Origin of the sequence: Mesorhizobium sp. M0296 (assembly GCF_040321675.1) — a bacterium.
In the GTDB taxonomy this organism is placed as follows: Bacteria; Pseudomonadota; Alphaproteobacteria; order Rhizobiales; family Rhizobiaceae; genus Mesorhizobium.
Genome location: NZ_JAMYRZ010000014.1, coordinates 90,851 through 111,190, shown reverse-complemented (window position 1 = coordinate 111,190; position 20,340 = coordinate 90,851). Strand labels below are relative to the sequence as shown.

The 20,340-nt window shown below is 63.8% G+C and carries 19 protein-coding genes and 1 riboswitch; of the genes, 8 read left to right on the top strand and 11 right to left on the bottom strand.

Annotated features, from left to right (window positions below; genetic code table 11):
- Window positions 1-7 precede the first annotated feature (7 nt).
- From NKI97_RS16045 to NKI97_RS16035, 3 genes are read left to right on the top strand one after another with little or no spacing between them, the layout of a single operon-like run.
- Window positions 8-1,048, top strand: a complete 1,041-nt coding sequence (locus NKI97_RS16045; protein ID WP_352612246.1) for a 2-hydroxyacid dehydrogenase — start codon at window positions 8-10, stop codon at window positions 1,046-1,048.
- A 19-nt stretch (window positions 1,049-1,067) separates the two neighbouring features.
- Window positions 1,068-2,585 (top strand): glycerol-3-phosphate dehydrogenase, encoded by a 1,518-nt coding sequence (locus NKI97_RS16040; protein WP_352542233.1) that lies wholly within the window; start codon window positions 1,068-1,070, stop codon window positions 2,583-2,585.
- Entirely contained in the window at window positions 2,585-3,523 is a 939-nt protein-coding gene (locus tag NKI97_RS16035) for a sugar phosphate isomerase/epimerase family protein (protein ID WP_352835295.1), read from the top strand. Before NKI97_RS16040 ends, NKI97_RS16035 begins: the two co-directional genes overlap by 1 nt.
- Window positions 3,524-3,570: 47 nt before the next feature.
- Here NKI97_RS16035 and fba read toward each other — a convergent pair whose 3' ends face one another.
- Window positions 3,571-4,635 (bottom strand): class II fructose-bisphosphate aldolase, encoded by a 1,065-nt coding sequence (fba, locus tag NKI97_RS16030; protein ID WP_352612250.1) that lies wholly within the window; start codon window positions 4,633-4,635, stop codon window positions 3,571-3,573.
- 255 nt (window positions 4,636-4,890) lie between these two features.
- On the opposite strand from fba, the gene NKI97_RS16025 reads away from it, so the two are divergent.
- From NKI97_RS16025 to derI, 3 genes are read left to right on the top strand one after another with little or no spacing between them, the layout of a single operon-like run.
- Entirely contained in the window at window positions 4,891-5,655 is a 765-nt protein-coding gene (locus NKI97_RS16025; RefSeq protein WP_023676017.1) for a DeoR/GlpR family DNA-binding transcription regulator, read from the top strand.
- A gap of 10 nt (window positions 5,656-5,665) precedes the next feature.
- Window positions 5,666-6,424: a triose-phosphate isomerase gene (locus NKI97_RS16020; RefSeq protein ID WP_352472271.1), complete on the top strand. Its 759-nt coding sequence runs from the start codon at window positions 5,666-5,668 to the stop codon at window positions 6,422-6,424.
- Window positions 6,425-6,450: 26 nt separating this feature from the next.
- Window positions 6,451-6,894 (top strand): D-erythrulose-4-phosphate isomerase, encoded by a 444-nt coding sequence (gene derI, locus NKI97_RS16015; protein WP_023676015.1) that lies wholly within the window; start codon window positions 6,451-6,453, stop codon window positions 6,892-6,894.
- Here derI and dhaL read toward each other — a convergent pair.
- From dhaL to mtnK, 10 genes are all read right to left on the bottom strand, one after another.
- Window positions 6,891-7,529, bottom strand: a complete 639-nt coding sequence (dhaL, locus tag NKI97_RS16010; RefSeq protein ID WP_352835260.1) for a dihydroxyacetone kinase subunit DhaL — start codon at window positions 7,527-7,529, stop codon at window positions 6,891-6,893. The two genes, derI and dhaL, sit on opposite strands and share 4 nt — an antisense overlap.
- Before the next feature lie 9 nt (window positions 7,530-7,538).
- Entirely contained in the window at window positions 7,539-8,546 is a 1,008-nt protein-coding gene (locus NKI97_RS16005) for a dihydroxyacetone kinase subunit DhaK (RefSeq protein WP_352835257.1), read from the bottom strand.
- 66 nt (window positions 8,547-8,612) lie between these two features.
- A complete protein-coding gene (locus NKI97_RS16000; protein WP_352835254.1) occupies window positions 8,613-9,086 on the bottom strand; it encodes a 6,7-dimethyl-8-ribityllumazine synthase in 474 nt (157 codons plus the stop codon).
- 77 nt (window positions 9,087-9,163) lie between these two features.
- Window positions 9,164-9,310, bottom strand: a riboswitch (FMN riboswitch).
- Between the two features lie 116 nt (window positions 9,311-9,426).
- Complete coding sequence (locus NKI97_RS15995; RefSeq protein WP_352835252.1) at window positions 9,427-11,736, bottom strand: xanthine dehydrogenase family protein molybdopterin-binding subunit; 2,310 nt, start codon at window positions 11,734-11,736, stop codon at window positions 9,427-9,429.
- Between the two features lie 97 nt (window positions 11,737-11,833).
- A complete protein-coding gene (locus NKI97_RS15990; protein WP_352835249.1) occupies window positions 11,834-12,304 on the bottom strand; it encodes a nuclear transport factor 2 family protein in 471 nt (156 codons plus the stop codon).
- 71 nt (window positions 12,305-12,375) lie between these two features.
- Window positions 12,376-13,362, bottom strand: a complete 987-nt coding sequence (locus NKI97_RS15985; protein WP_352743510.1) for an FAD binding domain-containing protein — start codon at window positions 13,360-13,362, stop codon at window positions 12,376-12,378.
- 3 nt (window positions 13,363-13,365) lie between these two features.
- Window positions 13,366-14,025 carry a 2Fe-2S iron-sulfur cluster-binding protein gene (locus NKI97_RS15980; protein ID WP_352835246.1) on the bottom strand — a complete coding sequence of 220 codons (660 nt, stop codon included), beginning with the start codon at window positions 14,023-14,025 and terminating at the stop codon, window positions 13,366-13,368.
- 130 nt (window positions 14,026-14,155) lie between these two features.
- Entirely contained in the window at window positions 14,156-15,040 is an 885-nt protein-coding gene (locus NKI97_RS15975; protein WP_031211585.1) for a helix-turn-helix domain-containing protein, read from the bottom strand.
- Between the two features lie 181 nt (window positions 15,041-15,221).
- A complete protein-coding gene (gene mtnA, locus NKI97_RS15970) occupies window positions 15,222-16,316 on the bottom strand; it encodes an S-methyl-5-thioribose-1-phosphate isomerase (protein ID WP_352612266.1) in 1,095 nt (364 codons plus the stop codon).
- Window positions 16,313-17,584, bottom strand: a complete 1,272-nt coding sequence (gene mtnK, locus NKI97_RS15965; RefSeq protein ID WP_352746109.1) for an S-methyl-5-thioribose kinase — start codon at window positions 17,582-17,584, stop codon at window positions 16,313-16,315. The genes mtnA and mtnK overlap by 4 nt, the downstream gene beginning before the upstream one ends.
- Window positions 17,585-17,719: 135 nt before the next feature.
- Here mtnK and NKI97_RS15960 point away from each other — a divergent pair, with 135 nt between their 5' ends.
- Both NKI97_RS15960 and NKI97_RS15955 read left to right on the top strand, forming a co-directional pair.
- Window positions 17,720-19,231: a sugar ABC transporter ATP-binding protein gene (locus NKI97_RS15960; protein WP_352746112.1), complete on the top strand. Its 1,512-nt coding sequence runs from the start codon at window positions 17,720-17,722 to the stop codon at window positions 19,229-19,231.
- Between the two features lie 83 nt (window positions 19,232-19,314).
- Complete coding sequence (locus NKI97_RS15955) at window positions 19,315-20,310, top strand: ABC transporter permease (protein WP_352746114.1); 996 nt, start codon at window positions 19,315-19,317, stop codon at window positions 20,308-20,310.
- Window positions 20,311-20,340 lie beyond the last annotated feature (30 nt).

The following is a 20,340-nucleotide window of genomic DNA, read 5'->3' as shown; positions in this document are numbered from 1 at the left end:
GAAGAGCATGCCCAAGAAAATTGCGATCATCGGCGACCGCTTCATGCTTCCGGAAGTGTTTCGCGAGAAAATCGAGGCGGCCTGCGGCGACAATCTCGACATCCGCAGCATTGAGACCGCTTGGCCCGACGAGCCGATGCAATTCGGCAATGCCGCACTTGGTCTGGACAAGGTCAAGGAGTATTTCGGCGATCCCGACGAGGTGGTGGATTTCATCGGCGACGCCGAAATCTTCGTCACCCAGCTTGCGCCGCTCTCCGAAAGCATGATGCAGCGCCTGCCCACGCTCAAGCTGGTTGCGGTCTCGCGCGGCGGACCGATCAACATCGACATGGCCGCCGCCAAGGCCCACGGCATCACCGTGGTCAATGTGCCCGGCCGCAACGCCAGCGCCGTGGCCGAGTTCACCATCGGCGCCATTCTCGCTGAAACGCGGCTGATCCGCGTCGGTCACGAAGCCTTGCGCAAGGGCGAATGGCGCGGCGATCTCTACCGCGCCGATCGCACCGGCCGCGAGCTCAACGAAATGACCGTCGGCGTCATCGGCTACGGCAATATCGGCACCAGGCTGGTTCGCCTGCTGCGCGCCTTCGGCTGCCGCATCTTGGTTTGCGATCCCTATGTGCAATTGAGCGCCGAGGACCGCAATGCCGGCGTCGAACTGGTTGCGCTGGACGATCTGCTGTCGCGCTCCGATGTGGTCACGCTGCATTCCCGGGTCACCGAGGAGACGCGCGGCCTGATCGGCAAGAACGCCATCGCCCGGATGAAACCCGGCGTAATCTTCGTCAATACCGCGCGCGGACCGCTGGTCGACTACGATGCGCTCTACGATGCGCTCGTCTCGGGGCAGATCGGCAGCGCTATGCTGGAGACGTTCGCCATCGAGCCGGTGCCTGCCGACTGGCCGCTGTTGCAACTGCCGAACGTGACGCTGACGCCGCATATCGCCGGCGCGTCGGTACGCACCGTGACCTACGCGGCCGAGCAGGCGGCCGAGGAAGTGCGCCGCTACATCGCCGGGCTGCCTCCGGTCAATCCATGCTGACGACAGGGCATAGAGCGAGATGAACGGTGAAACCGAAATCGTCGACCTCTTCGTCATCGGCGGCGGTGTCAATGGCGCCGGAATCGCGCGCGATGCGGCGGGCCGGGGTCTGTCGGTCATTCTTTGCGAAAAGGACGATCTTGCCGAGGGCACCAGTTCGCGATCGGGAAAGCTCGTTCATGGCGGTTTGCGCTATCTCGAATATTACGAGTTCCGCCTGGTGCGGGAGGCGCTGATCGAGCGCGAGGTGCTGCTCGAATCCGCGCCACACATCATCTGGCCGATGCGCTTCGTGCTGCCACACAGCCCCGATGATCGGCCGGCCTGGCTGGTGCGGCTCGGCCTGTTCCTCTACGACCATCTTGGCGGCCGCAAGCGACTGCCGGCCACCCGCACGCTCGACCTGCGCACCGCGCCAGAAGGCGCGCCGATCAAGGACAGCTTCAAGCGCGGCTTCGAATATTCCGACTGCTGGGTCGACGACGCCCGCCTGGTCGTCATCAATGCGCTCGACGCCGCGGAGCGTGGGGCCAGGATATTCACCCGCACTGCCTGCACCGCTGCCCGCCGCGAAAACGGCCTGTGGTCGGTGGAGATGCGCGACGGTCGAACCGGCGTCAGGACCACAGTCCGGGCACGGGCGCTGATCAACGCCGCCGGACCCTGGGTCAACGACGTCATCAACCGCGTCGGCGGCCAGAATTCCAGGCGCAACGTGCGCCTGGTCAAGGGCAGCCACATCGTTGTGCCGAAATTCTGGGAAGGGCGGCAGGCCTATCTCGTTCAGAACAGCGACAAGCGGGTGATCTTCATCAATCCCTATCAGGACGATCTGGCGCTGATCGGCACCACTGACATTCCCTATGAAGGGCGGCCGGAGGACGTGACCGCCGATGCGAGCGAGATCGATTACCTGATCAAGGCAGTCAATCGCTACTTCAAGCGCCAGCTCGCACGAAGCGACGTCGTCTACTCGTTTTCCGGCGTCAGGCCGCTCTATGACGACAACGCCGACAATCCGAGCGCGGTGACCCGCGATTACATATTCGAACTCGACGCACCGGCTGGGCAGGCGCCGCTGCTTTCGGTCTTCGGCGGCAAGATCACCACCTTCCGCAAATTGGCCGAGCACGCGCTCGACCGTATCGCCCCGTTCTTTCCGAAAATGGGCAAGCCGTGGACCTCGAAAGGGCACCTGCCGGGCGGCGATATCGCCAATGCCGATTTCGAGCAGTTCCTCGGCGACCTCGGCCATGAATTTCCCTGGATGCCGGCATCGCTGGTCAAGCATTACGGCAGGCTCTTCGGCACAAGGACGCGCGATCTGGTCGGCGCGGCCACCTCGCTCGCCGAACTGGGCCGGCGCTTCGGCAAGGATTTTTTCGAGCGCGAAGCCAATTACCTGTTCGAGCATGAATGGGCCGAGACCGCCGCCGATATTCTCGAAAGGCGCACCAAGCACGGCCTGCATCTGTCCGCCGCGGAAAGAACCGCCTTCGAGGACTGGTGCTCGAGCCGGCTGGCAAAGGCCGGCTGATGGCCTTTACGCTTTCGCTCAACACCAATCCGCTGGTCAACCGCTTTGCGGAGCCGGACGACCTGATCGACGCGATCGCCTATCAGATCGGTATCAGGGACGTCCAACTCACCCATGAATTCGTCAATCCCGGCTGGCCGGCGGCGACGATCGCCAAATTCGTCCGCCTGTTCCGCTCCGCGCTCAACCGCACCGGTGTGCGCGTGACCTCCGCGATGACCGGCCCTTACGGCCGGCTCAATCATTTCGGCCATCCCGATGCCGACGTGCGGCGCTACTACGTCGACTGGTTCAAGATCTTTTCAGAAGTTTCGGCCGAGCTCGGCGCCGCGGGCATGGGCACGCAATTCGCGATCTTCACGCACCGGGATTACGACAATCCTGAACGTCGCGCGCGGCTTTTCGACATCGCGCTGGAATGCTGGCGCGAGGTCGCCGAGCATGCCAAAGCAGCCGGCTTGACCTACCTGTTCTGGGAGCCGATGTCGGTCGGCCGCGAATTCGGCCATACGATCGAAAGCTGCCGGGCACTGCAGCGCGAGATCGAAGCGGCCGGCATGGCCGTCCCGTTCAAGATGATGGTCGACATCGACCATGGCGACGTGACCTCGAGCAATCCGGCGGACACCGACCCTTATGCCTGGGCCGAAGCCTTTCCCAGGCAATCGCCGATCATCCACGTCAAGCAGTCGTCGATGAACAAGGGGGGTCACTGGCCGTTCATTGCCGCTCACAACAAGGACGGCCGCATCACGCCGGAAAAGCTGCTGGAGACGGTTCGCCGTGGCGGCGGCGTCGACAACGAGATCTGCCTCGAATTGTCGTTCCGCGAGCGCGAGCCCGTCGACCACCAGGTCATCGCCATGATCCGCGAGTCGGTCGACTACTGGGCACCCTTTATCGAGACCGGCAGGGCCGATCTCTTGCCGCGAGCATGATCGGATGAGCAGGAGCTGAGGCAGCTCCTGCTCAGAGCCGGAATACGTCAGCCAAATTTCGGATCGAGGCTTCCGGACTTGTAGCGCTTGGCCATTTCCGACAGCGGCAGCGGCTTGATCTTCGGTGCGTTGCCGGCGGTGCCGAATTGCTCGAAGCGCTCCTTGCACAGCTTCCGCATCGCGGCCATTGCCGGCGTCAGATATTTGCGCGGATCGAATTCGCTCGGGTTCTCGGTCAGCACCTTGCGGATTGCGCCGGTCAGCGCCATGCGGTTGTCGGTATCGATATTGATCTTGCGCACCCCGTGCTTGATGCCGCGCTGGATCTCTTCGACCGGCACGCCCCATGTCGGCTTCATCTGGCCGCCATATTTGTTGATGATCTCCTGCAACTCCTCCGGCACCGAGGACGAGCCGTGCATGACGAGATGCATACTCGGCAGACGGCGGTGGATTTCCTCGATGACGTTCATGGCCAGTACAGCGCCGTCCGGCTTGCGGCTGAACTTGTAGGCGCCGTGGCTGGTGCCCATGGCGACTGCCAGCGCATCGACACGGGTGTCGCGCACGAACTGTTCGGCCTGCACGGGATCGGTCAGCAGCTGGTCGTGGCTGATGACGCCCTCGACGCCATGGCCGTCTTCCTGCTCGCCGCCGCCCATCTCAAGCGATCCAAGGACGCCGATCTCGCCTTCCACCGAGACGCCGCCCCAATGCGCCATGTCGACGACGCGGCGGGTGATGCCGGAATTATAGGCGTAGTCGGCCGGCGTCTTGCCGTCTTCCTTCAGCGATCCGTCCATCATCACCGAAGTGAAGCCGTGCTGGATCGCGGTGACGCAGGTGGCTTCGTTGTTGCCATGGTCGAGATGCATGCAGACCGGGATATCGGGATGGATTTCGACCAGCGCGTCGATCAGCTTGGCTAGCACCACGTCGTTGGCGTAGGCTCGGGCGCCGCGGCTCGCCTGCAGGATAACCGGCGATTTGGTCTCCTCGGCTGCCTCCATGATGGCGAGGCCCTGTTCCATATTGTTCATGTTGAAGGCAGGCACGCCATAGCCGAATTCGGCGGCATGATCGAGCAATTGTCTCAGTGTGATGCGAGCCACTCAGTAGTCTCCCGTATCCGGTTTCGAGCCAGTGTTTGCGGGCCGTTCGGTTGTCGTCGAGCCCCTGATGCTTCTGGCCGGATTTCCGCGGCACCGCAACCGCTGGGCGCTCGGCCGGCAGCAATTCTTGTTACAGGACGCGACCAGAAGCGTCATGATATCCCATAGAGATATAACATTATCACAAAAATTTGGTGGCTTGTGCGACGTTTGGTGTTATATCTCGGAACCGGATTGCACGAGGAAGCCGCGGAAATGAAGAGCGACGGCCGTCGGCAAGGCATCATGGATTTTCTGATGGACATCGGCACCGCCAGTGTCGACGATCTTGCCTCACGCTTCGGCGTGTCAAAGATGACTGTCCACCGCGACCTCGACGAGCTCGAGGAAAGCGGCTTCCTGCGCAAGGTGCGCGGCGGCGCCTCGATCCAGCCGAGCAGCCTTTTCGAGAGCGATTTCCGCTACCGCCAGCGGCTGGCCGGCGACGAGAAGAAGCGCATCGCCGCCGCTGCCGTGACGATGATCGAACCGGGTCAGACGGTGATCATCGACGATGGCTCAACCGCGGGCGGCGTTGCTCGGCATCTTGCCGATCTGCGTCCGCTGACGGTGATCTCGAACAATCTGGCCGTCATCCAGGATTTGGCGGGCGTTGCCGGCATCAACCTGATTGCGCTCGGCGGCCAATACAACAAGAAGTTTCACGGCTTCTTCGGCCTGCTCGCCGAGGACACGCTGAAATCATTGCGCGCCGATGTCGCGTTCCTGTCGTCATCGGCCATCCATGGTGCCTCTGCCTTTCACCAGGATCAGGAAGTGGTCCAGACCAAACGGCTGATGATGGCCGCAGCAGCGCGCAAATATCTGCTGGTCGATCATGGGAAATTCGGCCGCACTGCCTTGCACTTCCTGACAGATCTCAAGGCCTTTGACACGGTCTTCACCGGCCGCGAGCCGCAGCCGCAGATGCGCGCCGCGCTGGATGGTGCCGGCGTTTCGCTGACAGTGATCGCAGAATAGGAGGGCACGTATGGTTTATTGGGTCGGCACCAGCTGGAAAATGAACAAGACGCTCGCCGAGGCGATGGCTTTCGCCGAGGCGCTGGCGGAGTTCGTCCCCGGTTTCGACGAGCGCATCCAGCCTTTCGTCATCCCGCCCTTCACGGCGATCCGCGAGGTCAAGAAAGCGCTGTCGCCGACGCGCATCAAGGTCGGCGCGCAGAACATGCATTGGGCCGACGCCGGCGCCTGGACCGGCGAGATCTCGCCGGTCATGCTGAAAGACTGCGGCCTCGACATGGTCGAGCTCGGCCACAGCGAACGGCGCGAGCATTTCGGCGAGACCGACAACGCCGTCGGTCTGAAGACTGCGGCGGCGGTGAAGCATGGTCTCGTGCCACTCATCTGCGTCGGCGAGACCCTGGCTCAACGCGACAGCGGGCAGGCCGCTGCGGTGCTGGCCTTGCAGGTGCACGGCGCGCTGCAGTTTCTCGAAGGCGCGGCGAAGGCGGCGACGATCCTGTTTGCCTATGAGCCCGTCTGGGCGATCGGCGACAAGGGCGTGCCGGCCAGTTCGGACTATGCCGACAGGCAGCAGGCGCTAATCAAGAAAATCGCACGCGACCTGCTGCCGGTGGTGCCGCCGGTGCTTTATGGCGGCAGCGTCAATCCGCAAAATGCCGCCGAACTGGTCGGCCAGCCCAACATCGACGGCTTGTTCATCGGCCGCTCGGCCTGGCAGGCGGACGGCTATATCGACATCCTCAAGCGCGCCTCGGCGGCGATCTGAATCACCAAACAGGAAGGAAACGGAACATGAAAATTGCCATTGGAGCTGATAGCGCCGGTAAGCCGCTGCTCGACGTCATTGCCGCTCACCTCGCTACCAAGCCCGGCCTCACGGTTAGCGACCTCAGCCAGTCGGGCTACTATGCCGACCTGTCACAGAAGCTCGCCCAGACCATCCTGGACGGCGAAAACGATCGCGGCATCCTGTTTTGCGGCACCGGCATCGGCGTATCCATATCCGCCAACAAGGTGCCCGGCATTCGCGCCGCACTCACCCACGACACCTATTCGGCAGAGCGCGCCGCGAAATCCAACAACGCCCAGATCATCACCATGGGCGCGCGCGTCATCGGCCCGGAACTGGCCAAGTCGATCGTCGACGCCTGGCTCGCATCGGAATTCGATGAGAAGGGACCATCGGCCGGCAATGTCCAGGCCATCGACAGGCTCGACGCGGCGAAGCGGGGCTAAGCCAGACTGTTCCGCATCGCCCTGATGATCGTCACGGCCGACGCGGCGCCGGGGTCCATATGCCCGAGCGAGCGCTCGCCGAGCCGCGATGAGCGGCCCTTGGCGGCGATCATGCCCTTGGTCGTCTCGGCGCCTTGTTCGGCTGCGGCGAGTGCGGCTTCCAGGCTCCCGCACAGGCTCTTGCCGGCTTGCTGCGCGGCACCCGCTGCTTGCGCCGCCGGCAGCCAGGCGTCGACCATGGTCTTTTCGCCGAGCTCGGCCTTGCCGCGATCCTGGATGCCTTGCGCCATCGCCCGGAGCATGGCGATAATGTCAGCGTCCTCCAGAATTGCCTTGCCTTTGACGGCGGCGGCACCGCGCATGAAGGCGGTCGCATAGAGCGGGCCTGACGAGGCGCCGACCGCGTTGAGGAAGGATTTCGCCGCAGTGTTGAGCAGCGCCGTCGGCTCGGTCGCCGCGAGGTCAAGTTGCGCTAGTGCATCGCGCGCAGCAGTGAAGCCTAGTGCCATGGCGATGCCATGGTCGGCGTCGCCGATGACGCCGTCGAGTTGGCAGAGCCTGTCCTTGTCGGCGTCGATCGCCGCCGCGATCTCATCGAACATTCTTTTCAAGCCGACTGAATCGATCGACGTCATGATGCTTTCTCAGCCGGCGCGGAACATGGCGCAGTCGCAAGGATGATCGAGCATCGCCTGCAACTCGCCGTCGAGATGCATCAGCGTCACCGAGGCGCCGGCCATTTCGAGAGAGGTGCAGTAATTGCCGACCCAGGTCGCGTGGACGGAAACGCCGATCTCGTCGAGCCTCTGCTTGACGCGTCGGTTCATGATGTAGAGCTCCATCAGCGGCGTCGAGCCGAGCGAATTGACCAGCACCGCGACCTTATCGCCGCGCGCCGGCGCCATCTCGTCGAGGACCTTGTCCAGCATTTCGTCTGTGATCTCGTCGGCGGTTTTCAATTTTCCGCGCGCGATGCCTGGCTCGCCATGGATGCCCATGCCGATCTCCATCTCGTCCGGTCCGATCTCGAAATTGGGCCGGCGGGTCTGCGGCAGCGAGCAGGGCGACAGGGCCACGCCCATGGTGAAGGTGCGATCGTTGGCCTTCCTGGCGATACGCTCGCATTCATCGAATGACAGCATCTGGTCGCATGCGGCACCGGCGGCCTTGAAGATGAAGAAATTGCCGGCGACGCCGCGCCGCTTCTGCCTCTGGTCGCGCGGCGCCGAGGCGACATCGTCGGTGGTCAGCACGGTGCGCACCTCAATGTCGTCCATTGCCGCCATTTCGGCGGCCATGTCGAAGTTCATCACGTCGCCGGCATAGTTGCCGTACATGAACAGCACGCCGGCGCCACCGCTGGCCGCCTTGGCGCATTCGAGGATCGGGTCCGGCGGCGGCGAGGCGAAGACATTGCCGATCGCGGCGGCGTCGGCCAGCCCCTTGCCGACGAAGCCGAGGAAGGTCGGCTCATGGCCCGAGCCGCCGCCGATGACAAGGCCGACCTTGTCTGGGCGCGGTCCGTCGCGGGCGATAATGGCGCGCGGACTGCCGTCCGCGCTTCTGAGGTGGCGCGGATGCGCGGCCAGAATACCCTCCAGCATCTCGTCGACGGATCGATTGCCGTCATTGATGATCTTCTTGGTCTGCACCGGCATCCTCCTGCTTCGTGAGATACTACAGCGCCTTACCGGGATTTCCACCCGGCGGTGGAGGTTTCACGCCGCGATGTGTTCGCGTGCTGCCAGCAGTTGCACGCAGGCACGGGCCGCCTCTTTGCCTTTGACCCTGAAATGCTCGAAGAAGAAGCGGTGATGGTCCGCGCTGTCATGGTAATTATGCGGCGTCAGCACCGCCGAAAGCACCGGCACGCCAGTCGACAATTGCACATTCATCATGCCGTCGATGACCGCGCTTGCAACAAACTCGTGCCGGTAGATGCCGCCATTGACGACGAACGCGGCGCCGAGGATAGCGGCATAGCGGCCGGTCACGGCAAGCGTCTTTGCATGCAGGGGAATCTCATAAGCGCCAGGCACATCGAAGACATCGACGGCAAAGCGTTTCTCTCCGAGAACCGCCAGTTCCGCCTCGAATGCTTCAACGCATTGGTCGACGATATCGGCGTGCCAACGCGCGCGAATGACGGCAACGCGGATCGTTTCATAGTCGTTGTGGGAATGCTGATTCATGGGTCCATCCTTCCGTTTCGAACCAGAATCAGGACGCACGATACGGAGTCCGAACCGCGAAAGCGGACCGTCTTCCATTTCGTTCTCTTCCATCCGGACTGTGACCGTCGGCTCCGGAATCACACCGGATCTGCTGACCCCTCCGGCTAACCGGAAAGCGCTCGCGGGCTTGGGCCGAGACCCTTACCGCCGGTGGGGACTTTCACCCCGCCCTGAGAACATTGACGGCGTTTGTATGGAAGGGCCGGAAAGCGCTGTCAACCACCGGCGTCGTCGTCGATGGCGCAGAAATAGCGATTCGTTTCGACCTGGTCACCGTTGAGGGCGAGGGAGGAGAGCGTCAAATGGCGATCACCGGTAAGGCAGGCAGCACCTTGTCCAAGGTGATGGGAAATTCACGCACTCGCGCGCCGGCCGCGTTGTAAACGGCGTTGGCGACAGCAGCCCCCGCACCGCACACGCCGAGCTCGCCGAGACCCTTTGCGCCAAGCGGGTTGGCCTTGTCGTCGTCTTCCTCGAGGAAGGCGACCTCCATATCGGGGACATCGCCATTGACCGGCACATGATACTCGGCAAGATCGTGATTGACGAAGTGGCCGTAGCGCGGGTCGAGCACCGTCTGCTCCATCAGCGCTGCACCGATCCCCCAGGTCATACCGCCGATGATTTGCGAGCGCGCGGTCTTGGCGTTGAGGATACGGCCCGCGCCGATCACAGCCAGCATCCGGCGCATGCGGATTTCACCGGTATCGCAATCGACAGCGACCTCTGCGAAATGCGCGCCATAGGAATGCTGCGAATAGGTCTTGTATGACTGGGTGGTGGCGCCCGCGGCTACGGAGCCTTCGGCTTCGAGCCCGTCGGGAGAGATCCCTCGGATAAGATCGGTCAGGCTCGCCGATCGCTGGCCGACCCTGACCTCGCCGTCGGCAAAGCTTGCCTCGGTGGCGTTCGCGCCGCGCAACGGCGAGGCTTCGTTCGACTGCGCCGCCTCCAGGATCTGTTTCTTGAGGACGTTGCATGCATTATGCAAGGCCGAACCCGCGCTTGCTGCGCCCCAGGATCCGCCGGAGCCGGCGGTACGCGGGAAGCGGCTGTCGCCGAGCTCCACCTTGACGGACGAGATCGGCAGGCCGAGGCTCTCGGCGGCAATCTGGGTCAGGATCGTATAGGTGCCGGTCCCAATATCGGTCATGTCGAGCCGCGCCGTCACCCGACCGTCCCGGTCGATCGCAACCCGCGCCGTCGCCGCGCCGATATAGTTCGGACGGATCGCCGCCGCCATGCCGTGGCCGATAAGCTTGCGGCCCTCCCGAGTTTGGCCCGGTGTCGGGTTTCTCCGCTCCCAGCCGAAACGGCGGGCGCCTTCCTCCATGCAGGCGACGAGATTGCGGGTGGAGAACGGCACGCCGCGCTCGGGATCCTGTGCCGGTTCGTTGCGGATCCTGAGTTCGATCGGGTCCAGACCGGCGCGCTCGGCGAGCTCATCCATGGCGCATTCGAAAGCCAGCATGCCGGGCGCTTCGCCGGGCGAGCGCATCCATTCGCCGCGGTTGATGTCCAGCGGAACCAGGCGATGGCGGGTGAGACGGTTCGGCGCCGCGTAGAGCGAGCGCGCAAAAACTGCCGTTTGTTCGCAGTACTCCTCGAAGCTGGACGTTGCGGACCAGACATCGTGCGCGATCCCGGTGAGCCGCCCGTCAGTGTCCGCGCCGAGACGTACCTGTTGGACCATCTCTGCGCGATGACCGGCATTGGCGAACATCTGTTGTCGCGTCAGCGCGATCTTCACGGGGCGCTGCAGCACCTGCGCTGCAAGTGCGGCCAGGATCGTGTCGGCATGGGCAATCAGCTTGGAGCCGAAGCCTCCGCCGATGAAGGGGCTGACGATGCGCACTCGCTCGAGCGGGATGCGAAGCGTGCTGGCGACCCCGGCCCGGAAGTTCGCGAGGGTCTGCGCCGATGTTCGGATCGTCAGCTCGTTGCCTGACCAGGCAGCAAGCGTCGCATGCGGCTCCATCGGATTGTGATGTTCGAAGGGGGTCCCGTAAGTGGAGTCGATCTTAATCGGCGCCGTCGCAAAGGCGCGCTCGAAGTCGCCGACCACGCTGTCGGTCTCGAAGCCGGCATTGGTCCGCTTTGGCGCGTAGGCGTCGGCGATATGTCCCGGTAGATCGTAGAGGCCCGGCTCCTCGTCGTAGCGTACTCTGATGAGGCCCGCAGCAGCGCGTGCAGCCTCGAACGTCTCCGCAATGACCAGCGCGACCGGCTCGTCGTAATGCCGTACCCGATCGCTGTTGAGCGCGGGCCGGGGGCGCGTGAAGACCTCCGGCACCGTTGGCGTGACCGTTGGGCCGAAATCCGGCTGGGCCGGCGCATTCCGGTGCGTCATGACGAGCAGCACTGCCGGCGCCCGTTCGGCTTCGGCCGTGTCGATCTCGGCGATGCGGCCCTTGGCGACGGAGGCGCCGAGAATGTAGCCATAGGCTGTACCATCCAGCTCATTCTCGTAAGCGTATGTGGCGCCGCCCGTCACTTTGAGCGGACCGTCGATGCGGTCGATCGGCCGCCCGATGATGCCAGCATCGGCACGAGGTTTCACCCTTGAATGGGTGGCGGAGCCGGGCAGTCCGGGTATGGTCTCGTTCATAAGTCACCTAAAGATTTTTCATCTGGAGTTCGGAGGCATCGAGGCCGCGACGACGCGCTTCCTCGCACCTTTATGTTCGTCGCGCGGCGGCCGGAGCTCACGCGGCGATCTCGCCGAAATACTCGCGAAACTCGACCAGCCTCCCTGTTGGGCCGGCTCGCATGAAGATCGCATGCAGGCCAGTGTAGGGTGCGCCACCGATTGTCCCGCTCCCGCGATCGCATACGATGACCCAGTCGGCGGCGAAGAGCTTGAGATCGACGGTCGATTTCGTGGTCCTGTTCCCCTGCGCTTGATGCGCGGCGGTCCAGGCTGCGAGTGCCCGTTTGCCCTCTGGCGGTCCGTGTCGGCCTCGTTGCTCGCCGACAGGGAATTGGAAGGTCATCGTCTCATCCAAACAGTCAAGGAATGCCGTCCAGTCGCCAGAGGCCCAGCCGGCAAAGAAGGCGTCTACGGCGGCCTCGAGCCCGTGACGAGCTCCCGGGTCGGATGTGGCGCCCCAGGCTGTGGCGGCAGAGACGAGAAGGCCGCCACCCGCGGCGGCAACGGCGCGTCGCGTGAGTTTCATATCGATCTCCTGCTCGGCGCCGGCATCTGGGAACAGCGGTTCGGGGTCGTCGTCTCTGTCATCGCATCGCCTCATGCACTCTCGGCGGCAGCAGCCAGCGTGTGCCGTATCGTCCGTTTCGCCAGCGGGATCTTGAAACCATTGGCGCCATGACCGACGGCTCCGGCGAGCGCGGCTTCGGCCGCGTCGCTAAAGGCACCGTCGGATGCCGCCGCGCCTGCCAGCGCGCGCTCCGCCTCCGTCGCGCGCCAGGGTTTCGCTGCCACGCCGCCCATGGCGATCCGAGTGCTTCGGATACGGTCGCCGCTTTTCTCGACGATTGCTGCCACCGACACCAGCGCGAAGGCGTAGGAAGCACGGTCGCGCACCTTGCGGTAAACCTGTCGGCCGGGTGGCGGCGGCGGCAGGGCAACCGAGACGACTATTTCGCCGTGGCCGAGCACGGTCTCCACCTGGGGCGTCGCCTCGGGCAACCGATGGAAATCGCCGATCGGGATCGTGCGGGTCTCGCCGCCGGGCGAGACGGTCTCAATCCTGGCGTCGAGCCCGGACATGGCGACCGCCATGTCGGAGGGATGGACCGCAATGCAGGCTTCGCTCGCGCCGAGTACGGCGTGCATGCGATTGAAGCCCTGAAGTGCCGCGCAGCCCGAACCCGGCTGGCGCTTGTTGCAGGGCATGTTGCGGTCGTAGAAATAGGGACAGCGCGTGCGCTGCAGGAGATTGCCGCTGGTCGAGGCCTTGTTGCGTATCTGTCCGGACGCTCCCGCCAGCAGCGCTTGCGTGAGCATCGGATAGCGCGACCTTACCCGCGGGTCGGCGGCAAGATCGCTATTGCGGACCTGGGCACCGATCCGAAGTCCGCCTTCCGCCGTCTCCTCGATCCGATCAAGCGGCAGCCGGCTGATGTCGACGAGATGCGCTGGGCGCTCGATCTCGAGCTTCATCAGGTCGAGCAGGTTGGTGCCGCCGCTGATGAACTTGGCGTCCGGCCGGGCCGCAACCGCGGCCGCCGCCTGCTCAGCACTCGCCGCACGTTCATAAGTGAAGGACTGCATTGCTCATGCCTCCTCTGCCGCGTCGCGGATTGCAGCGACAATGTTCGGATAGGCGGCGCAACGGCAGATGTTGCCGCTCATCCGCTCGCGGATCTCGGCATGGGTGAGAGCGACGGAAGCCGCTGCCACGTCGGCGCTCGCATGGCTTGGCCAGCCGGCCCGCGCCTCGCCCAGCATGCCAACCGCCGAGCAGATCTGGCCTGGCGTACAGTAGCCGCACTGGAAACCGTCGCGGGCGACGAAGGCGGCCTGGACCGGATGCAGCCGGTCACCCTCGGCAAGGCCCTCGACCGTGGTGATCTCGTCGCCTTCATGCATTGCGGCAAGCGTCAGGCAGGAATTGATCCGGCGCCCATCGACGAGCACCGTGCATGCGCCGCACTGGCCGTGGTCGCAGCCCTTCTTCGAGCCGGTGAGGCCGACATGGTTGCGCAGGGCGTCGAGCAGCGTCGTCCGCGGGTCGAGCTCGACGGCAAGATCCTTCGCGTTGATCCGTAACGACATCGTCATCGTCGGTAGCGGCGAGGACGATGCAGCCGCCGTGACGGTCTCGGCCGGCTCGGCGTCAACCGGTAGTCCGGTAGCCAGCAGCACCCCGGTCGCAACACCGCCTTCCAATACCATCCGACGCGTCGGCCCGCTCCTGTTGTCCGTTTTGGCCATGCATGATCTCCCAGCCGCAATGAGGCGCAGACGGCAACTTGACCCGAGCGAACCCTCGGGTTCTGTCACCCAACGACACTGGAGGTGGGAGTGCGGGCGGCGGCTTTCTTTCAAGAAACCGGCGGCACTATCAGGATTCTGGAGAAGAATTCACCCGATAGGCACGAGGCGTCATGCCCCTCAGACGTCGGAAGGTCGTGGTGAAGTGGCTCTGGCTTGAGAAGCCGAGCCGAAAGGCAATGACACCGATCGACAAACCCGTTTCGCGCAGTAGCGCCTCCGCTCGCCGCACCCGTTCCTCGATCACATAGGCGTAGGGTGCAAGGCCGGTCGTCGCCTTGAAGCGACGCGCAAAACTGTCGACGGCCATGCCCGCGGCGGCTGCCAGCTCGCTTAGCGAAATGTCGGAATTCATATGCGCATCGATGTAATCCCGAACGCGACCAAGTGCCCGGCGGCTGAGACAGCCGTGACGTACAAACCGCGGTTGCTCCCGGCTCAGGTTGGCCACGCGGAGACTGACGAGGGCGACCAGATGCTCGACATAGGCAGTGTCTGGCTTGTGGCCGAGTGCCATCTCGTCACGAAGCGAACTCAAGAGCGTGGCGACGACCGCGTCTTTCTTGTTTACCAGTATAGGCAGGTTCCTCAGGCGTTCGCATCCGGGAAGCCCGATATCGGGATCGATCCACAGGGCTGAATAGGAGAGGTTTACATCGCGATAGAAGCCCTGTCGTTCCGCGCCTGCCGGGACGAAGGTGAGGGCTCCGGGACGGTCCATTCCGTCGTAAAGGGATCGTGCCTCGTGCCGGATGGATGTATGGGACGTGCCGCCTTCTTCGGTCAGCACGATCAGATGATGAGGGGCTGTCCAGCGGAGCTCCGCCTCCCGGCACGCCCACCGCCGGTTGTCGAAGACGATCGAGGAGCTGACCCATGACGCGGTTTGCAGGGGCTCCGACTTCTCGTCCTGGCTCCGAACCCGTCCGTCACCAAGCAACGGTCTGAATGACATCGCGGTATCCCGCTGGTTCACTCGCCGAGCCGTGGGCAGCCCCGGCTTCGAGCGTTGGGCGCCGCCCCGCCGCTACGCATCCGGCCGTCCATGTGGGACAGGCAACGGGCGTTTTTAACCGTGCCGTGTTCAAGAAATCGTGAGATCAGGCAAATCCGGAGCGCCCTCCCGGAAAAGCCGATCATCCGCGCTCGGGAAACATCACCCTCAGGCCTTCGCGCGAGGCCGTAGCGACACCGCGTTCGGTGATCAAGCCGGTGACCAGCCGCGCCGGCGTCACGTCGAAGGCCGGATTGGCCGCCGGCGTGCCTTCCGGGGATACGCGGACCTGGGCGATCTCGCCGGAAGCGGTCTTGCCCCAGACCAGTGAGACCTCGTCGGGCGAGCGCTGTTCGATCGGGATGTCGGCCAGCCCGTCGCCCACGGTCCAGTCGATCGTCGGCGACGGCAGCGCGACATAGAACGGCACGTCGTTGTCGGCGGCGGCGAGCGCCTTGAGATAGGTACCGATCTTATTGCAGACATCGCCGTCGGCGGTGGTCCTGTCGGTGCCGACGACGACCATGTCGATCTGGCCGCGCTGCATCAGATGGCCGCCGGCATTGTCGACGATCAGCGTATGCGGCACGCCGTGGCCGGCCATCTCCCAGGCGGTCAATTGGGCACCCTGGTTGCGGGGTCGTGTTTCGTCGACATAGACATGGACTGGAATGCCGGCTTCCGTCGCCAGATAGATCGGCGCGGTGGCGGTGCCGTAGTCGACCGTGGCCAGCCAGCCGGCGTTGCAGTGGGTCAGGATATTGACCGGTTCGCCCGGCTGCTTGCGCGCCGCGATCGCCTTGATGATTTCGAGCCCATGAGCGCCGATGGCGCGGTTGAGGCCGACATCCTCGTCGGCGATCTCGCCGGCACGCCGATAGGCAGCCGCGGCACGTTCTGCCAGGGGAAGCGTCAGCAGGAAGCGCTGCATTTCGTTCAGCGCCCAGCGCAAATTGATCGCCGTCGGGCGCGTTTCGTGCAAGGTTGCCCAGACGGCGTCGAGTGCTGCATCCGACGGATCGTCGGCCATCTGCATGGCGACGCCATAGGCCGCGGTGACGCCGATCAGCGGCGCCCCGCGCACCCACATGTCGCGGATTGCCGTGGCGATGCCGGCGACGGTATCGATCTTTTCGATGCGGAAATCATGCGGCAGCCAGCGCTGGTCGATGATCTCCACCGAACGCCCGTCGTCACTCGGCCAGATGGTGCGGTAGTGGCGGTCGCCGACGTTCAAATCCTGCTCTCCCGTTCGATCAGCGCGGCCAACCGGTTGACCTCGTCGATGCTGTGGATATGGCGCCGGTTGACGGCGAGGTGGCGGCCGAATTTCAGCGCCTTTGCTTCACATCTGGCGCGCAGATCCGGATCGGCAATGGTCTCGAAATCGGCATTGTGGGCAAGGCCGAGAATTCGCCGGTGAACCTCGACGCCGGCAAAGCCGAGCAGATCGGTCCAGATCGAATGCAGCATATGGTCTAGCGCCTGCTCGGCGCCAAGCCTGTCGTCCTGATCTTCGAACAGGCTCTTCTGGTAGAGCATGCCGGTACGCTCGGTTCGCCACAGATGCGAGAACTCGGCGCGAAACACCGACCATGTCTCGACCGTAACGCCGAGCAGATAGTCACGCATGGCGTCGCGGCTTCCGTCCTGTTCATGGCCGCGCTGGGAGAAGAACGCCATCCAGAAATTGGCGAGCAGCATGCCGACGTCGAAGGCGATCGGCCCGTAGAAGGCGAATTCGGGGTCGATCATCCGCGTTTCGGTGTCGGTGACCATGATCGAGCCGGAATGCAGGTCGCCATGCAGCAGCGTCTCGGCATTGGCAGCGAAGATGTGCTTCATGCGCTGCGCCTCGACCTTGAGGTCGCGGTCGGCGCGCAGCTCGGCGACAATGCCATCGAGCTGCGGGCTGGTGTGCCGGTTCATCTTGGCATCGAAATACGGATCCGAGAAAACCAGGTTCTCGGTGATGTCGCAGAGTTCGACATTATCGGCGAACAGTGCCAGATCGGCCTTGCGGTCCTTGGTCGCCATATGCAGGTCGGAGCCGCGAAACAACGTGCGGGCCATGAACAAGCCGATGTCTGTCGCGATGTTGGGCAATTGCCGGCCTTCGATCAGCGCCCGCCGCAGGATAATGTGCGGCGACAGATACTCCATGATGATCAGCGCCTGGCCTTCGTCGAAGTGATAGATATCGGGCACCGAACCCGGCGCCCGCGCCTGTTGCCGCGTCAGCGCATGGTATTCGAAGAAGGAGCGCTTTAGCGGCAGCGGCCAGCTGTCGCCGACCAGCCGGACGTAGGGCAGGGCCTGTTTGACGACGGCCGCACCCTCAGCACCCTCGACGATGAACACCAGGTTCAGATTGCCGTCGCCGACTTCACGAACCTTCCACTGGCTCGTATCCTTGCCGATCTGCGAACACAGGGGCTCGTTGGCACCGAGACGGCCCGCCAGTGTCTCGACCGACAGTGCTTCGAACGGCGATTTCCCAGTCATCCTCACCTCCCGCTCATGTGCTCCGATGATAGCGGAGCCAACGCGGTCGGGCCAAGCTAGGAAGCCTGCTGGCAATTGTCAATCGTGTTGACAATTGCCGATATAGCCCATAGCGTCATGGTCAGGGAGGAACGAATGGGCAATGATGCCGTGTTCCGCGTCGACGGCCTGAGGAAATCCTTTGGCCATATCGAGGTGCTTGGCGGCGTCTCGCTCGAGTTGCATGCCGGCGAAGTGACCGTGCTGATGGGCGCCAACGGCGCCGGCAAATCCACCCTCGTCAAGATCATCAGTGGCGTCTACGACCATGGCGGCGGCTCGATGTCGCTTGCCGGTCGCGAGTTCGACCCGAAAACGCCGGCGGAGGCGATCCGCGCCGGCGTCGTTACCGTCCACCAGAACATCAATGACGGTGTCGTCGCCGACCTCGACGTCGCAACCAACCTTACCCTCGACAGGCTGAGCGGCAGCGGCGTGCCGACGCTGTTCAATCCGGGCCGGGTGCGTCGCGAGGCAAAGGCGGTGGCCGACCGCATGGGACTGGCCATCGACCTCAAGGCCCGGATCAGCAATCTCTCTCTGGCCGACCGCCAGATGGTGGCGATCGCCCGCGCCATGGCGCACCGGCCGAAAGTGCTGATCCTCGACGAGCCGACTTCCTCGCTGTCCAGCGCCGAGGCCGACCGGCTGTTCGCATTGCTCGACCGGCTTCGCCAGCAAGGCGTGGCCATCCTCTACATTTCGCACCGTATGTCCGACATCAGGCGGCTTGCCGATCGCATCATTTCGATGCGTGATGGGGTCATCTCAGGCATCTTCGACAAGAAGCCGCTGGATTACGAAGGTGCGGTCAATGCCATGCTCGGCCGTAAGATCCAGCTCGAGCGGATCGTCGCCAGGAATTCGGCCAAAGCAATTTTCACTGCCGACGCGCTGCGGATTGCTGAAGGCGCCAGGCCGATCTCGCTGACGCTCGGCGATGGCGAGGTCGTTGCCATCACCGGCCTTGTCGGTGTCGGCAAGACCGCGCTCGCCGAGACGCTGTTCGGCCTGCGCCAGCCGCTGGCCGGGACCATGGTGCTGAACGGGAAACCCTATGCGCCGGCATCGACCGGCGAAGCGATTGCCGCCGGTGTGTTTCTCGTCGCCAAGGACCGGGGGGAAAACGGCATCGTCGGCGACTTCAACATCCAGGAGAATATCAGCCTGCCGTTCCACAGCCGCATGTCGCGTCTCGGTGTTCTCAAGCGCCGTATCGAACGCGCCATTGCCCGCCAGCAGATCCAGGAGCTCGGCATCGTCTGCCGCTCGGAGAGGGACGAGATGGAGTCGCTTTCCGGCGGCAATCAGCAGAAGGTGATGGTCGCCCGCTGGATGTCGCAGGCGGCAAGGCTTTTCATCCTCGACGAGCCGTTTCAAGGTGTGGACATCTCGGCCAGGCGCGACATCGCCGCCAAGCTGCGGGCCAGCGCCCACGGCCGCGCGACGCTGCTGTTCGTCACCGAACTCGACGAAGCCCTGGAGACGGCCGATCGCATCCTGGTGATGTCGGAGCAGACGATCGTCGGCGAGCACCGCAATACCGATGTCGATCTCGAGCGGCTACTGGCCGAAGTGGCGGGCGGGCCGCTGCACAGCGCAGCCTGAGAGCGGGAAGACGATGAGAATTGGAATGGAGAGGGCATGAATTCGGGTTGGATAAAGACGGTGCCAGCGTGCGGGAGCGCTGAATGATCCTGCGCGACAATGCTATTCGCTACGGCTTCATCGTTCTGTTGTTCGGGCTGATCGCCTATTTCGCCGCCGCCGCCGATGGTTTCGTCTCGCCGCAAAGTGCTGTCTTCATCTTCCAGTCGGTCGCCATCACCGGCGTTCTGGCGCTCGGCGTCACCGCCACGCTGGTCGTCGGCGGCTTCGACCTGTCGATCGGCTCGGTCGCCACCAGCGCCATGATGGCGGCTGCCTATGTCATGGTGGTGCTGGGGCAGAACGCCGTCATGGCGGTCGTCGTCTGCCTTGTGATCGGCGCCGTGGTCGGCCTGATCAATGGCTGGCTGATCGTCTATATGCGGGTGCCGGACCTTTTGGCGACGCTCGGCATGATGTTCCTGCTTGTCGGCCTGCAGCGCATACCGACCGAGGGCCGTTCGATCGCCACTGGCATGACCATGCCCGACGGCTCGGTCGCCAACGGCAGTTTCGGCGCCGCGTTCCTGGCGCTTGGCCGCCATCGCTTCGATTTCTTCATCCCGAACCTCATTCCGGTGTCGGTCGTCGTCCTGCTCGTGCTGGCGGTGCTGATCTGGTTCTTTCTCGAATACACCCGTTTCGGGCGCATGATGTATGCGGTCGGCAGCAACGAACGCGCCGCAGAACTCGCCGGCGCGCCTGTCAAGGCATACAAAATCTGGGCCTATGTGATTTCGGGAGTTTTTGCCTCGATCGGCGGCATTTTGCTCGCTGCCCGCCTTGGACGCGGCGACATCGCCTCGGGTAATAATCTGTTGCTCGACGCGGTGGCTGCGGCACTCATCGGTTATGCGGTTCTCGGCGCCGCCAAGCCGAACGCCTTCGGCACGGCTGTCGGCGCGGTGTTTGTCGGCGTGCTGCTGCAGGGCCTGACGATGATGAACGCGCCTTACTACACGCAGGATTTCGTCAAGGGCGTGGTTCTCGTGGTCGCCCTTGTCTTTACCTTCGCCCTGTCCGGCAGCGGCAGGAGATAGGGTTCGACCGGGTCACATTTTGGGTTCAAC